The organism is Maribacter aestuarii (assembly GCF_027474845.2).
GTDB classification, from domain to species: domain Bacteria; phylum Bacteroidota; class Bacteroidia; order Flavobacteriales; family Flavobacteriaceae; genus Maribacter; species Maribacter aestuarii.
Window position 1 is genome coordinate 693,115 of record NZ_CP107031.2, and the last position, 15,216, is coordinate 708,330.

11 protein-coding genes and 1 pseudogene are annotated in these 15,216 nt (G+C 39.7%); 9 read left to right on the forward strand and 3 right to left on the reverse strand.

The features are described from left to right. The first annotated feature begins 14 nt into the window (after nucleotides 1-14). Both N8A89_RS03035 and N8A89_RS03040 read left to right on the forward strand, forming a co-directional pair. Nucleotides 15-1,115 (forward strand): fatty acid desaturase family protein, encoded by a 1,101-nt coding sequence (locus tag N8A89_RS03035; RefSeq protein WP_281540922.1) that lies wholly within the window; start codon nucleotides 15-17, stop codon nucleotides 1,113-1,115. A 16-nt stretch (nucleotides 1,116-1,131) separates the two neighbouring features. Beyond that, nucleotides 1,132-2,322, forward strand: coding sequence for a pyridoxal phosphate-dependent aminotransferase (locus N8A89_RS03040; protein ID WP_281540923.1), 1,191 nt, complete (start codon nucleotides 1,132-1,134; stop codon nucleotides 2,320-2,322). Nucleotides 2,323-2,381: 59 nt separating this feature from the next. On the opposite strand, the gene N8A89_RS03045 is transcribed toward N8A89_RS03040, so the two are convergent. Together N8A89_RS03045 and trkA are read right to left on the reverse strand one after the other, a co-directional pair. Continuing rightward, nucleotides 2,382-3,875, reverse strand: a complete 1,494-nt coding sequence (locus N8A89_RS03045; RefSeq protein ID WP_281540924.1) for a TrkH family potassium uptake protein — start codon at nucleotides 3,873-3,875, stop codon at nucleotides 2,382-2,384. A 1-nt stretch (nucleotide 3,876) separates the two neighbouring features. After that, nucleotides 3,877-5,225 (reverse strand): annotated as a pseudogene (gene trkA, locus N8A89_RS03050) (Trk system potassium transporter TrkA). A 232-nt stretch (nucleotides 5,226-5,457) separates the two neighbouring features. Here trkA and ubiE point away from each other — a divergent pair. Further along, entirely contained in the window at nucleotides 5,458-6,192 is a 735-nt protein-coding gene (gene ubiE / locus N8A89_RS03055) for a bifunctional demethylmenaquinone methyltransferase/2-methoxy-6-polyprenyl-1,4-benzoquinol methylase UbiE (protein ID WP_281540925.1), read from the forward strand. Between the two features lie 58 nt (nucleotides 6,193-6,250). Next, on the forward strand, nucleotides 6,251-6,946 hold the full coding sequence (gene porT / locus N8A89_RS03060; protein ID WP_281540926.1) for a type IX secretion/gliding motility protein PorT/SprT: 696 nt from the start codon (nucleotides 6,251-6,253) through the stop codon (nucleotides 6,944-6,946). Between the two features lie 36 nt (nucleotides 6,947-6,982). Here porT and N8A89_RS03065 read toward each other — a convergent pair whose 3' ends face one another. After that, nucleotides 6,983-7,687: a TrmH family RNA methyltransferase gene (locus N8A89_RS03065; RefSeq protein ID WP_347343950.1), complete on the reverse strand. Its 705-nt coding sequence runs from the start codon at nucleotides 7,685-7,687 to the stop codon at nucleotides 6,983-6,985. Nucleotides 7,688-7,729: 42 nt separating this feature from the next. Between N8A89_RS03065 and tamL the strand changes: the two genes are divergently transcribed. The 5 genes from tamL (at nucleotide 7,730) to N8A89_RS03090 (ending at nucleotide 15,158) form a co-directional block, all read left to right on the forward strand. Continuing rightward, nucleotides 7,730-10,318, forward strand: a complete 2,589-nt coding sequence (tamL, locus tag N8A89_RS03070) for a translocation and assembly module lipoprotein TamL (RefSeq protein ID WP_289645543.1) — start codon at nucleotides 7,730-7,732, stop codon at nucleotides 10,316-10,318. 62 nt (nucleotides 10,319-10,380) lie between these two features. Beyond that, nucleotides 10,381-11,448: a class II fructose-bisphosphate aldolase gene (fbaA, locus tag N8A89_RS03075; protein ID WP_281540928.1), complete on the forward strand. Its 1,068-nt coding sequence runs from the start codon at nucleotides 10,381-10,383 to the stop codon at nucleotides 11,446-11,448. Nucleotides 11,449-11,482: 34 nt separating this feature from the next. Further along, nucleotides 11,483-12,343, forward strand: coding sequence for an acetyl-CoA carboxylase, carboxyltransferase subunit beta (gene accD, locus N8A89_RS03080; RefSeq protein WP_289644902.1), 861 nt, complete (start codon nucleotides 11,483-11,485; stop codon nucleotides 12,341-12,343). Between the two features lie 116 nt (nucleotides 12,344-12,459). Further along, on the forward strand, nucleotides 12,460-12,729 hold the full coding sequence (gene rpsO / locus N8A89_RS03085) for a 30S ribosomal protein S15 (RefSeq protein ID WP_281540929.1): 270 nt from the start codon (nucleotides 12,460-12,462) through the stop codon (nucleotides 12,727-12,729). Nucleotides 12,730-12,941: 212 nt separating this feature from the next. Then, nucleotides 12,942-15,158, forward strand: a complete 2,217-nt coding sequence (locus tag N8A89_RS03090) for a polyribonucleotide nucleotidyltransferase (RefSeq protein WP_281540930.1) — start codon at nucleotides 12,942-12,944, stop codon at nucleotides 15,156-15,158. Nucleotides 15,159-15,216 lie beyond the last annotated feature (58 nt).

Consider the following 15,216-nt stretch of genomic DNA (forward strand, 5'->3'; position numbering starts at 1 on the left):
AAGATTGTTTGATTATGGAACAAAATACCATTCGATTCTCTAGAAAGGATTCTGCCAAATTTTTTAGAACCTTAAACGGTAGAGTAAACGACTACTTTAAAAAAAATAAACTTAAGAAAACAGGAAACTGGAGACTACACGTAAAGACCATTGTCATGTTTACCCTGTTCTTGGCTCCCTATTTCTTGATTTTAACATTAGGCCTTCCTAACTGGGCCAACCTTTTACTAACCATAGTTATGGGTGTGGGTATGGCCGGCGTGGGCATGAACGTAATGCATGACGGTAACCATGGCTCTTATTCGAATAAGAAATGGGTAAACAAACTCATGGGAAGCAGCATTTATATTCTTGCAGGTAACGTATACAACTGGCAGGTACAGCACAATGTATTACACCATACATACACCAATATCCATGAGCATGATGAAGATATGGAAGCTGGCCGAATTCTGCGCTTTTCGAAACATGCAGAGTGGAAAAAGCACCATAAGTTTCAACACTTTTATTCTGTATTTCTCTACGGGCTACTGACCTTTAACTGGGCTATTACCACAGACTTTCAGCAAATGTACCGGTATATGAAGCGCAAACTTTCGTATGGCAAATTGCCTAGTGCTGCCGTAAACTGGAGTACCTTGTTAATTACCAAGACCCTTTACGTTGCTATATGGATTGTACTGCCTATGCTCGTATTGGATATCGCCTGGTGGAAAATATTGATAGGCTTTTTTGTGATGCATTATGTAGCAGGGGTAATCTTGAGCGTAGTATTCCAATTGGCCCATATCGTTAATGAAGCGGATACACCTTTACCGGACAATACTGGAACCATGAAAAATACTTGGGCCATACATCAACTCTTCACAACTGTAAATTTTGGTACGAAGAATCGGATCGTAAACTGGTTTACAGGCGGACTGAATCACCAAGTAGAACATCATATTTTTCCGAATATTAGCCATGTACATTATACAAAAATTTCCGAAATTGTTAAACAAACGGCATCGGAATTTAATTTGCCATACAATGAATATAAAACTACTAGAAAAGCTATAATTTCGCATTTCAAACATCTCAAGGAACTAGGCAAAGAACCTTCCTTACAGTACTAGTAATTTTATACCACTTATGAGCAATCAACTTTCGGATAGGATTAATAGCGTAACTCCATCCGCTACATTAGAAATGGCCGCTAAGGCCAGAGAATTAAGAGCTTCAGGAAAAGATATCATAGGATTAAGTCTTGGTGAACCTGATTTTGATATTCCGGATTACATTAAGGCAGCCGCGATACAAGCGGTAAACGATGGGTATAATTCGTATACCCCGGTGGATGGATATGTAGAATTGAAAAATGCTATTATCGCTAAGTTCAAACGTGATAACGTTTTATCTTATCAGGCTCCTCAAATAGTGGTTTCTACGGGTGCCAAACAGTCTCTTTATAATGTTGCGCAAGTAATTTTAAACAAAGGGGATGAAGTCATACTTCCCTGCCCCTATTGGGTTAGCTATTCGGATATAGTAAAACTTGCCGATGGTGTACCCGTAGAAGTTCCCACTACTTTAGAAAATGACTTCAAAATGACTGCTGAGCAATTAGAGGCCGCCATTACTCCAAAAACCAGGATGCTATGGTATAGCTCTCCCTGTAACCCTAGCGGTTCTATATATAGCAAGGAAGAACTTCGTTCTTTAGCAGATGTTCTACAAAAGCACCCTCAAATTATCGTGGTTAGTGATGAGATATATGAACATATAAATTATGGAGTGACGGCTCACGCCTCCATGGCCGAGTTTGAAGATATGTACGACCGCACCGTTACGGTTAATGGTGTGGCAAAGGCTTTTGCGATGACAGGGTGGCGTATTGGTTACATCGGTGCACCCGCCTACATTGCCCGTGCCTGTAACAAATTACAAGGTCAGGTCACCAGTGGAGCCAATTGCATCGCGCAACGTGCCGTAATTACTGCTTTAGAGGAATCCCCAGATCGTATTAAATATATGGTGGATGAGTTTAAAGAGCGAAGAAAATTGATTTTGGACCTTTTAAAGGATATCGACGGATTCAAGTGCAACGAACCTGAAGGCGCTTTTTATGTTTATCCGGATGTAACGGCATATTTCGGTAAAACCTTGAACGGATCCAAAATTAACAACGCTTCCGATTTTTCGATGTATCTATTGGAACATGCCAACGTCGCTACAGTAACCGGCGATGCTTTTGGTAATGGAAATTGCATTCGTATTTCCTACGCAGCTTCTGAAAAGGAGATTAGAGAGGCCATTGCAAGGATTAAGGAAGTGGTTTCATAGACCCCTAATTCTTATAACGTTTAAGAAACCCTAAGACTTGTTAGAATTTTGGGTTTTTTTTATGTCCTTTTCCAGAAATAGGGAGTGAGCAAGATAAGCACCGTAAAGAGTTCCAACCTCCCGGCTAACATTAGAAAACCGCACCACCATTTCGCCAGTGCAGGAAGTCCGTTAAAGTTGCTTACCGGATTAAGACTACCTAATGCAGGGCCTACATTACCCAATGAGGAAGCAGCGCCCCCAATAGCAGATTCAAAATCTAATCCTAAAAATCCAAGAACAAGCGCACCAATAACGAACAACAACATGTATAAAACAAAAAATCCAATAATATTATAAACAATTTCCACCTTAATTGTTTTGTTATTATAGCGTACGGGAATGATAGCATTGGTGTGTAATGTCCGTTTAAATTCTAACACCCCATTTTTTATAATCAATAAATGCCGCATCACTTTTATACCGCCAGATGTAGAGCCGGCGGAACCCCCTAAAAAGAATAGTCCAAAGAAAAATATGGTCAAGAAAGGTGTCCATGCGGTGAAATCAGCACTTACAAATCCTGTTGTGGTCACTATGGCCACAACCTGAAAAAGTCCGTGTCTAAAAGAACTTTCCAACTTCCCAAGCACCATAGGATAGCCTGGAGTAAGTTCAGTGATATGAGCTTGAAAATAAATAACCAACGCCACCAAAATAGTGGCAGACACAACGAACAAAGCGTAAAACTTAAACTCCTCGTCCTTTAATACCTTTTGCACCTTTCCTTTGAAAGCAAAGTAGCTCATCACAAAATTGGTTCCCGCTAAGAACATGAAGAATATAACAATATATTGAATCAATGGCCGATCGTTCCAATAAGCCAAGCTAGCATTTTTCGTTGAAAATCCACCAGTAGATAGCGTTGACAACGCATGGTTCGCAGCATCAAAAAACGACATTCCCGCTAACTTCAATAGTAAAGTTTCCGCTACGGTATATCCAAAATAAATTAGCCATAACCGTTTTGCAGTATCCGTAATTCTTGGGTGTAGTTTATCCGAACTAGGCCCTGGTGCTTCTGCGGCGAATAGTTGCATGCCACCAATCCCCAAAAGTGGCAAAATGGCAATAGCCAAAACTATTATTCCCATGCCCCCTATCCAATGGGTAAGACTACGCCATAAAAGAATACCCTCAGGGAGGGCCTCTATATCATTTACCACTGAAGCTCCTGTGGTCGTATATCCTGAAATAGTTTCAAAAAAAGCATTAGTGATGTCAGGAATGGCACCGGAAAACAAATAAGGTAGCATTCCAGAAATAGACATAACTATCCACCCAAATGTCACAATGATATAGCCCTCTTTTTGCTTGACCTCCTTTCGGTGACCTCTCGTGTAGTACATGGCGAAAGTTCCCACGAACATGGTACTTACAGCTGCGAGCGTTATGCTCAATGTAGCACCGTCCTCATAAATACCACTAACTACTGCGGCCAAAAGCATAAATCCTCCGTTACACAGAAGCAGTAGGCCCATCAAATGAAATATAATCCTTGAGTTAAGGCGCATATTAAAGGAACATTCGTTCTATTTTTGGAATTTCGGTAGGCAAGCAACAGACTACTACCCTGTCTCCAGGTTTTATTTCGAATCCACCAAGGGCAATAATTCCTTCACCGTCCCTAACCACACCACCAATAGTAGCCGATTTTGGAAAGTTCAATTCCCTTATAGTGGAGCCTGTAACTTTGGAGTCCTTTTTTACGATAAATTCCAAAATTTCGGCGTTTAAATTATTCAATCGCATCAGCGCAACGACTTCTCCTCTTCTAATATGCCTGAATATATTGTTCGCAGCCAATAATTTTTTGTTAATCAAAGTATCGATTCCAATTGATTGTGACAATTGGAAATAATCCATATTCTCCACCAACGCAATTGTTTTTTTGATGTGTTTGGATTTAGCTACCAAACAGGACATGATGTTCGTTTCAGAGTTACCGGTAACCGCGATAAACGCATCCATAGATTCTAGACTTTCTTCATCTAAAAGTTCTACATTCCTACCATCACCATTGATGACCAAAGCGTTGGGCAGGTCATCAGCTAAATCAAACGCTTTCTCCTTATTTTTTTCAATAAGCTTCACATTAAATTTATTAGCACATAAATCCCTCGCTGTTTTGAACCCCACTTTGCTACCCCCAGGATCATGACATTCTTAATATCCTCTTTTTTCTTTCCCGTTAACTTGTATAGCTCGTCAACACCCTCCTTGACCGTAATAAAGTAGACTTGATCGCCCTCCTTAAAAATAGTATCCCCCCTCGGTATTACCGTAAACTGAGTACCCATTCGCTGTAATGCTATGGGCATGAAGTGTAATTCCGGAAAGATATTAGCAGCCTCCTTTACCATTTTCCCCACAAAGGGTGCAGATTTAGGTAATGAAACTCCGACCATTATTAACTTACCTTCCTCAAATTCGTATGTATCGTTAAAGGCAGACTTATTCAATAACAATTGTATTTCCGTCGCAGCAAGTTCCTCAGGCGAAATTAATTCATCAATACCCAAACTGGAAAATTTTAGAATATCCTTGTGCTCTACAAACTCCGTGTTAGATATTCTTGCGATGGTGCGCTCGCAGCCCAATTGTTTGGCCAAAATGCATAAGGTAATATTCGTAGTCTCAGATGAAGTCACGCCAATAACCAAATTGGATTGCCCAACCTGTGCATCCCTAAGTACGGAAATGGAAGTGGCATCGCCACGCAGTACCCGGATATCTAAATGATTATCCGCATAAGCGAGACTCTCTTTATGTGTATCTATAAGGGTTATATCCTGAGATTCGTAGGATAGTAATTTAGCCAAATGAAACCCTACCTCACCAGCCCCGGCAATTATAATCTTCATCTAATGTATTACGTTGTATATTTTTGAGATACGAAAGCTATTTTTTTTGTTCTTTCGTTGTGAAATTTCAGAAAAAGAATCTCAAAAATTCACAAATTTTACGCGGCAAAATTACATAATTTAATTAGCTTTTCATTTATTTTCAATCTTTTAACCTTCTACCCAATTGTAATTTAAAATCAAAGCTCGAGTTAAGCATGGGCTATATTGTATCTTTGCCAAAAATTTGTTCATGGCAGAGAAAGTTAAGCCCTATAAGAATTCCGAACTGGGCAAAAAGGAACAGGTCACTCAAATGTTCGATACGATTTCTAAGGATTACGATGGCTTAAATAGGGTCATTTCTTTTGGTATCGATATAAAATGGCGCAAAAGAGTTGTAGCACTATTGCAGAAGGAAAAACCTAGAAAAATTTTGGATATAGCTACTGGTACCGGAGATTTGGCCATTGCACTAACCAAGACCGGTGCGGAAAAAATTGTTGGACTGGATATTTCTCCTGGTATGCTAGCCGTTGGAAAAGAGAAAGTACAAGATAAAAATCTGGACAGTATTATAGAAATGGTCGTGGGAGACAGTGAGAATCTCTCATTTCAAGACAATTCTTTCGATGCGGTTACCGTATCTTTTGGAGTACGGAACTTTGAAACACTGGAAACTGGTCTGTCAGAAATTTTAAGGGTGCTCAGACCCAATGGAACGCTGGTCGTTCTAGAAACAGCCGTTCCGGTTAAAACTCCTTTTAAGCAAGGATATCAATTTTATACGAAAAATGTACTACCACTTATAGGTAAAATATTTTCCAAGGATGATTCTGCCTATGGCTATTTATCTAAATCTGCCTCTGTTTTCCCCCATGGCGAAAACTTCAACAATATTTTACGCAAAATTGGGTTTATAGATGTAACTAACAGACCCCAAACATTTGGGGTTGCATCAATTTACATCGCCAAAAAAAGAGGTTGAAACTCAATAGGGTTCATGCCCTTGCCGATGAATAATTGATTGACGTAATTGCATCTAGATGAAGAAATGGTTTTTGATGGGAATGGGGCTTTTATTTTTGACCCCTTCACTTAGCGCCCAATTTAACGAGCGCCCTATTCTTAACAAAGAAAATGAGGATAAGAAATTATTGAACTGGGGGTATTTCTTAGGTTTTAATCAATATGATTTTAAGTTTGATTACATTGATAATGCCCAAGATATCTTGGTGAGCAAAAGTTTAGGGTTCAATGTGGGTCTTATTGGGGAGTTGCGCTTAAATGAGTTTCTAGACCTGCGTCTAGAGCCTGGTCTGCATTACACCTCTAGAGAACTTGGATTTCCGGGATTTGATGAGGAGAGAGAGGCGATCAGAGAGGTAAAGTCTACTTACATTAATTTTCCACTGTTATTGAAAGCCAGCACCAGACGGTTAGGAAATTGGAAGCCATTTGTTATAGGTGGCGGTTCCATGACATTGAACCTGGGCAGTAACGAAGATAGTCTAGACGATAACAGCGCAGGAACTTTTCGTATGACCAAATGGGTCTACAATTACGAACTTGGCTTCGGCATCGATTTTTATCTGGAATACTTTAAGTTTAGTCCATCTATACGCGGTGTGTTCGCTATCAACGATGAACTAATTCGGGACAACGACCCAAATAGTCCTTGGACCAGCAACGTGGCTGCAATGAGAACCCGAGGCATATTCATCAACTTTACTTTTGAGTAGTTCAGCGGTCCCTGCCCATTACAAATGTTGTTAGGCTTACTCTCTTCTAATTTCGTTCAATAGAATTGATGTAGCAGTAGCGACATTAAGACTTTCAGCAGTTTTTGAACCATACTGCGGAATTGCAATGGTATGCTCACAAAACTCTTTAATCCGCCCTGAAATGCCTTTTCCCTCATTTCCCATTATCAATACGCCCTTTTCGGGAAGTTTGGTTTGCGAAATGGATGTACCACTCATAAACGAACCATATATTGGAAGTTGAACCGATTGAAGGAACTCCGCTAAATCCAGATAAACTATGTTGACCCTTGTTATGGAACCCATTGTGGCCTGAAGTACTTTGGGATTATAGCAATCTACGGTATGTTCTGAGCAGACCAGATGTTGAATTCCGAACCAGTCACAAAGTCGGATAATCGTACCCATATTTCCCGGATCTTGAACATCGTCCAGAACCAAAATCCAATCACTCGAAACTACCTTTTTTGGCTCTGGTATATGAAAAACTCCAAGAACGCCATTTGGGTTGGTTAGACTGCTCATTTGCGCTAGTTCCCTGGCCGAAATCAATGTCACCATATCAGTCAAAACATTCGATGCTATTGGTGTAGAAGCAAATATTTTATGAACCTTAAAATCGGAATTCAAAACCTCCTCTACAGCTTTAATTCCCTCCACAATAAAAAGTCCATGTTGAGTTCGGTACTTTTTTTGATGTAAGCTTTTTATTAGTTTCAATTCACTTTTAACAACCATTCAAATAATGTATTTTTGATTTCTATGAGGACGGTAGTGTGCCAAAAAAACAACATAGCTAAATTAAGCTTATTATCGCTACTGGCAATAATTACCTTTTCCTGTAACTCCCTAAAAAAAGTGGCTGACGACGAGCTTTTGGTCGTTAAGAACGAAATTCTTGTAGATTCAATAAAAATTAATAATGAGGAGTTAGAAAGTCTTATTTATCAAAAACCCAATACGGCTATTTTAGGCTATCCCCTTCGTTTAAATCTTTATAATCTTGCGAAGGAAAATCCAGATTCCCTGTATCAGGATTGGTTGTATCGCAAAGAAAATAGGAAAGAAAGACTGGACAAATTTCTTTCTCCAAAACAAGTAGAACGCCTGGGCGAATCCTTCTTGGTAAAGGGGCTGAGTGTTTGGCTTAAGGACATTGGGGAAGCCCCGGTCGTCTTGGATACCTCCAGAACTAGAAGAAGTTTAGAGCGTTTAAGCGCCTATTATGACAGCAAAGGATACTTTAACAACAGCACAACGTACAACATCGATTCAATGGGTCGAAAACAAAGGGCTAAAGTAAGCTATCAGATTTCCCTGGATAAGCCTTTCATTTTAGATTCCATAAGTAATGAAATTTCTTCCAAAGCTATCGACTCTCTATATTTCATCAATTCGAACAATTCCTTTATTAAAGAAGGAAAACAATTTAATCTAGATGATTTTAACAATGAAAGGGAACGACTAACGGAAATTTTTAGAAATAATGGAATTCGCAATTTTCAAGAGAGTTCCATCACATTTGATATCATTAGGGACACCACCCGATTGTCCGATGATCAGAAAATGAATATTACCCTTAACATTGGGGATTTAAGAAAACGAGGAGAAAATCAAGTCACCACATCAGAATATAAAGTGGAACGTATCAACACAATTAATGTTTATACAGATTATCTCTCTACCAACACTACCGATTCAATTAGAACCGTTGACTACGGGGATTATACCATCTACTATTCGGATAAATTTCAAATCAAGCCGAAAACCTTGGCCAACGCCATCTTTTTCAAAAAAGACAGTATTTACAGGGATATAGATAAAATTAGAACTTCCAGACAATTGAACAGTCTAAATGTTTTTAAATATCCAAATATCATTTTTGATTCCGATAGTACCGGAACTCGAACCAATACCAATATTTACCTAGCTCCAAAGCCGAAATACTCCTTAGGGACAGATTTTGAGATAAGTAGATCCAACTTAAGAAGGTTAGGAGTTGGAATTGGAGCCTCCTTATTAATTCGAAATATTTTCAAAGGCGCTGAAAATCTAAGTTTATCCGCAGATGGCGCGTTCGGATTGTTGAGCAGTTCCTCTTTTCAAGAGGATTACTTTACAGAACTTGGTGGGGAAATAACGCTGGACTTTCCCAGAATATGGTTTCCCTTTCTGAACACTTCCAAAATTATTCCAAATTATACCTTGCCGAAAACACGCATAGCTATCGGTACTAGTTTTCAGAACAATATTGGTCTGGACAAGCAGACATTCAATACGGTTCTTGGTTACAATTGGACCCCAAATGAATTTATAAGAAATACCATTGAACTATTAAATGTCCAATTCGTCAGAAATGTGAACAGCAATCGGTTTTTCAATGTATACAGGAATACCTATGAGCAGCTGGATGGAATAGCGGATACGTATCAGGATAATCCTCTAGTATCTGATTTTTTTGTTACCCCGGAAGGTGAGACCAATCCTGTCCTTATCATACCAGAAGGTACCAGAGGTTTCATAAATGCTGTTCAGGATAGGAGCCTGGCTACTTCATCTACAGATTTTACGGAAGTTTCAAGGATTGAGGAGCGTCGGGTAAGGCTAACTGAAAACAACCTTATTTTCGCTAGTAACTATACGTTGAACAAGAATAATAGAAATGGAATTGCCGATAATAGTTTTTACCAATTCCGTTTTAAAGTAGAAAGCGCAGGAAACCTACTTTCGGGACTATCGAATATCATTCCTTTTAACGAAGATGAGGATGGGGACCTCCTCGTTTTTGGAGTGCCCTTTTCTCAATACATTAAAACCGAATTTGATTTTGTAAAGTACTGGGATTTATCTCGCTCCAATGTGCTGGCGGCGAGGTCTTTTTTTGGTATTGCTATCCCGTATGGCAATTCGGATAACATTCCCTTCGTACGAAGTTATTTTGCCGGGGGATCCAACGACAATAGGGCTTGGTTTCCCTATTCCCTTGGCCCAGGAAGTACTTCGGCAGTCAATGATTTTAATGAGGCTAACCTAAAATTAGCTTTCAATTTGGAATATCGCTTTCCTGTAGTTGGTGATATCAACGGAGCTATTTTTGCTGACGCCGGTAACATTTGGAATGTTTTTGACGACGTTGAAAATCCAGATGCCACCTTTAACGGAATCTCATCTCTAAAGGACATTGCGCTCGGTTCTGGATTTGGATTACGTTACGATTTTACCTATTTCCTATTCCGGTTGGATTTAGGTTTCAAAACTTATAACCCGGCGGAAGTACCTTCTAAAAGATGGTTCAGGGATTATAATTTTGCCAATTCCGTATTGCAAATAGGTATCAACTATCCTTTTTAGATCTAATTGTTTTATTACTTTTGTTGCACATTTTTTGATTAACAAAATAGACCAGAAACAGTATGGCCCACAATATAAAACCAGGCGTAGCCACAGGTGACGAAGTACAGGCAATCTTTAACTATGCAAAAGAAAAAGGGTTTGCCCTGCCCGCAGTCAACGTAATTGGATCTAATACCATTAACGGCGTACTGGAAACTGCAGCTACCCTCAAAGCTCCCGTAATAATTCAATTTTCTAACGGTGGAGCACAGTTCAACGCAGGTAAAGGACTTTCCAATGAAGGACAGAATGCCGCCATACATGGTGCCATCGCCGGAGCAAAACATGTTCACCAGTTAGCGGAAGCCTATGGTGCTACTGTAATTCTGCATACCGATCACTGTGCCAAGAAACTATTACCTTGGATAGATGGTCTACTGGATGCCAGCGAAAAACATTTTGCCGAGACCGGAAAATCATTGTTCAGTTCACATATGATCGACCTTTCTGAGGAACCCTTAGAGGAGAATATAGAAATCTGTAAAGGATATCTGGAGCGCATGAGCAAAATGAACATGACTTTGGAAATAGAATTGGGTATTACAGGAGGTGAAGAAGATGGGGTAGATAATTCAGATGTGGACGACTCCAAATTATATACACAACCCGAAGAGGTTGCCTATGCTTACGAAGAATTATCAAAAGTTAGCCCTAGGTTTACCATCGCGGCCGCCTTCGGAAATGTCCATGGAGTTTACAAGCCAGGTAACGTAAAATTGACGCCAAAAATATTAAAGAATTCTCAGGAATACATTTCTAAGAAATTTGGAGTTGAGCATAATCATATTGATTTTGTTTTTCATGGTGGATCTGGATCTTCTGTTGAGGAGATTAGAGAAGGGATCAGCTACGGCGTAATTAAAATGAATATAGATACCGATCTACAATACGCTTTTCTATCCGGAGTAAGGGACTATGTTCAGGACAACAAGGAATATCTCCAGACCCAAATTGGTAACCCCAAAGGTTCCGATGAACCTAATAAGAAATTCTATGATCCTCGTGTTTGGTTACGCTCCGGCGAAACTGCTTTCGTTGAAAGACTTAAGAAAGCATTCGAGGATTTGAACAATGTAAATACGTTATAATTCCCTAAGGACACTAACTTTTAAAATGGAAAACATGACGGCTTGGTTTAAAAGAAAGGAAAAAGGAATTCAAACTTCTACCGAGGAAAAAAAGGACACGCCAAAAGGACTTTGGTATAAATCCCCTACGGGAAAAATTGTAGAGTCGGACGATCTAGCAAAGAACTTTTATGTAAGTCCGGAAGACGATTACCATGTCAGAATCGGCAGTAAGGAATACTTTGAAATTCTTTTTGATGATAACAAGTTTACTGAGTTAGACGCTAAACTTACCTCGAAAGACCCTTTAAAGTTCGAGGACACTAAAAAGTATAGTGATCGTTTAAAAGCAGCTCAGAAAAAAACAGGCCTGAAAGACGCTGTTAGAACTGGTTATGGAAAATCTTTAGGCAAGGACATTGTTATCTGTTGTATGGATTTCACGTTTATAGGTGGATCTATGGGAAGTGTTGTAGGAGAAAAAATTGCACGTGGCATAAATCATGCCATTAAGAAGAAAGTACCCTTTGTAATGATTTCAAAATCCGGAGGTGCTAGGATGATGGAAGCCGCGCTTTCGCTCATGCAGTTGGCCAAAACATCGGCTAAATTAGCACAATTATCGGAGGCTGGTTTACCCTATATTTCTTTATGTACCGACCCAACTACGGGCGGCACTACCGCCTCCTACGCTATGTTGGGGGACATTAATATCTCGGAACCAGGTGCCTTAATTGGTTTTGCTGGACCAAGGGTGGTAAAAGAAGCCACCGGAAAAGAGCTCCCTGATGATTTCCAGACGGCGGAATTCTTATTGGAACATGGATTTTTGGACTTCATTTCGCATAGAAAGGATTTAAAAAAGAAAATTAATCTTTATATCGATTTAATCCAGAACAATGTAATTCGAAAATAAATCGGTTCCCATCAGTATTTTAGCAAAAAGACAGTTCGAAATACTAAAAATGTCTATCTTTGCGCCCTGATTGAAAATCAATCGGATACATAAAAATCATTTAACATAATATTGGAATGTATTTAACCAAAGAAGTAAAAGCCGATATCTTTAAGAAACACGGCGGAAAAGCAGAGAACACTGGTTCTACAGAAGGGCAAGTTGCGTTGTTCACACACAGAATTAACCATTTGACCGGACACCTGAAGAATAATCACAAAGATTACAATACAGAAAGGTCATTGGTGAAATTGGTAGGTAAAAGAAGAAGTCTTTTAGACTATCTAAAGAAAAAAGATATTGTCAAGTACAGAGAGCTGATAAAAGAGCTTGGTATTAGAAAATAGATAAAAAGGGATGGCTAGCCATCCCTTTTTTTAAAACCTTCAAGTCTAAGAAGCCAAAAAAGACGAATTGACACTGAACTGGTTTCAGCGTAAAAAAGCTACACATAGTTTTTCATTGGTCCAACAACACAACAACAACTCCGACCAAAAAAGTATGGTGGGGTGACCATTGTTTAACAAGTCCCGATAGGTATCGGGTTTAAATCAATTTTATGATTCCAAAAGTATTTAAAGAGGTCATAGACCTCGGTGACGGTAGGGAAATTTCTATCGAAACTGGAAAATTGGCAAAGCAGGCACATGGTTCTGTTGTTGTGCAATCCGGAAAATGTATGCTATTGTGTACAGTCGTTTCCAATTACAAACAAAGTGACGTGGATTTTCTTCCGCTTACTGTAGATTACCGTGAGAAATTTGCAGCCGCAGGCCGTTATCCTGGTGGTTTCTTCAAAAGAGAAGCTAGACCAAGTGACGGTGAGGTATTGACCATGCGTTTGGTGGATCGTGTTTTACGTCCACTTTTTCCAAAAGACTATCATTCCGAGACTCAGGTAATGATTCAACTCATGTCCCATGATGATGAAGTTATGCCAGATGCTATGGCCGGTTTGGCTGCATCTGCTGCTATTCAGTTATCGGATTTTCCTTTTGAATGTGCCATTTCAGAGGCTAGGGTTGGTCGTGTAAACGGCGAGTTCGTCATTAATCCAACAAGGGCGCAATTAGCAGAGTCGGATATCGATATGATGATTGGTGCTTCTGCAGATTCAGTAATGATGGTGGAAGGTGAGATGGATGAGATTTCTGAAGAAGAAATGACCGAAGCTATCAAATTTGCGCACGAGGCTATAAAGGTACAATGCGCTGCTCAAGTAAAACTTGCAGAAGCTTTTGGCAAGAAAGAGGTTCGCGAGTACGAGGGTGAACGCGAAGATGAAGAATTGGCCAAGAAAATTCATGATATGGCCTATGATAAGGTATACGCTATAGCGAAAGCTGGTTCTGCCAAGCATGAACGTAGCGCGGCCTTTAGCGAAATCAAAGAAGAAGTAAAAGCATCTTTTTCCGAAGAAGAGCAAGAGGAGTATGGTGGTATGATTTCCAAATATTTTTACAAAGCTGAAAAAGCCGCCGTTCGTGACCTTACATTAAATGAAGGCTTACGATTGGATGGCCGTAAGACCGATGAAATTAGACCTATTTGGTGTGAGGTGGATTACCTTCCTTCCACACACGGTTCTGCAATTTTCACTCGTGGTGAAACTCAGGCACTGGCAACGGTAACCTTGGGAACATCAAGAGATTCTAACCAGATAGATATGCCTTCCTTTGAAGGTGAAGAGCGTTTCTACCTGCACTATAACTTTCCTCCTTTTTCAACAGGAGAAGCAAGACCAATACGTGGAACATCTCGTAGAGAAGTTGGGCATGGTAACTTGGCACAACGTGCCTTAAAGGGAATGGTACCCGAAGATTGTCCGTATACGGTCCGTGTTGTTTCCGAGGTATTGGAATCAAACGGTTCCTCTTCAATGGCAACGGTCTGTTCCGGTACAATGGCATTAATGGACGCTGGTGTACAATTGAAAAAACCTGTTTCCGGTATCGCCATGGGATTGATTACAGATTTAGATAGTGGTAAATATGCAGTTCTTTCAGATATTCTTGGTGATGAAGATCATCTTGGGGATATGGATTTTAAAGTAACTGGAACCGCAGACGGAATTACCGCTTGCCAAATGGATATTAAGGTAAAAGGTTTGTCCTATGAAATTTTGGTGAATGCTTTGAAACAAGCAAGAGACGGTCGTTTACATATTCTTACCAAATTAACGGACACGATTGCCACTCCAAATGAGGATGTTAAAGCACATGCTCCAAAAATGGTAACACGTACTATTCCTAATGAATTTATCGGTGCTTTAATCGGACCTGGTGGAAAAGTAATTCAAGAACTTCAAAAAGAAACAGGTACTACTATCGTTATTAACGAAGATCCTGTTACGGAAGAAGGTATTGTCGAAATTTTAGGAACGGACCAAAATGGAATCGATGCTGTACTGGCAAAAATTGATTCTTTGATGTTCAAACCTCAAATGAACGAAGCTTATAAAGTTAAGGTTATTAAGATGTTGGATTTTGGTGCGGTGGTAGAATATTTGGATGCTCCTGGCAATGAGACCTTACTACACGTTTCTGAATTGGCATGGGAACGTACAGAAAATGTTTCTGACGTGGTAAACATGGGAGACGAGTTTGAAGTGAAGTATTTAGGTACGGATCCAAGAACGCGTAAGGAAAAAGTTTCGCGCAAGGCTTTATTGCCAAAGCCTGAAGGTTTTAAGGAGAGGCCGCCACGTAGCAACGATCGTAGAGATGATCGTCGCGGAAACGACCGTAACCGTGATCGCAAACCCAGAAGGGATTAAATTAAAGACAATTAATATTAAAAAAGCCTCAACAACTAGTTGGGGCTTTTTTGTACGC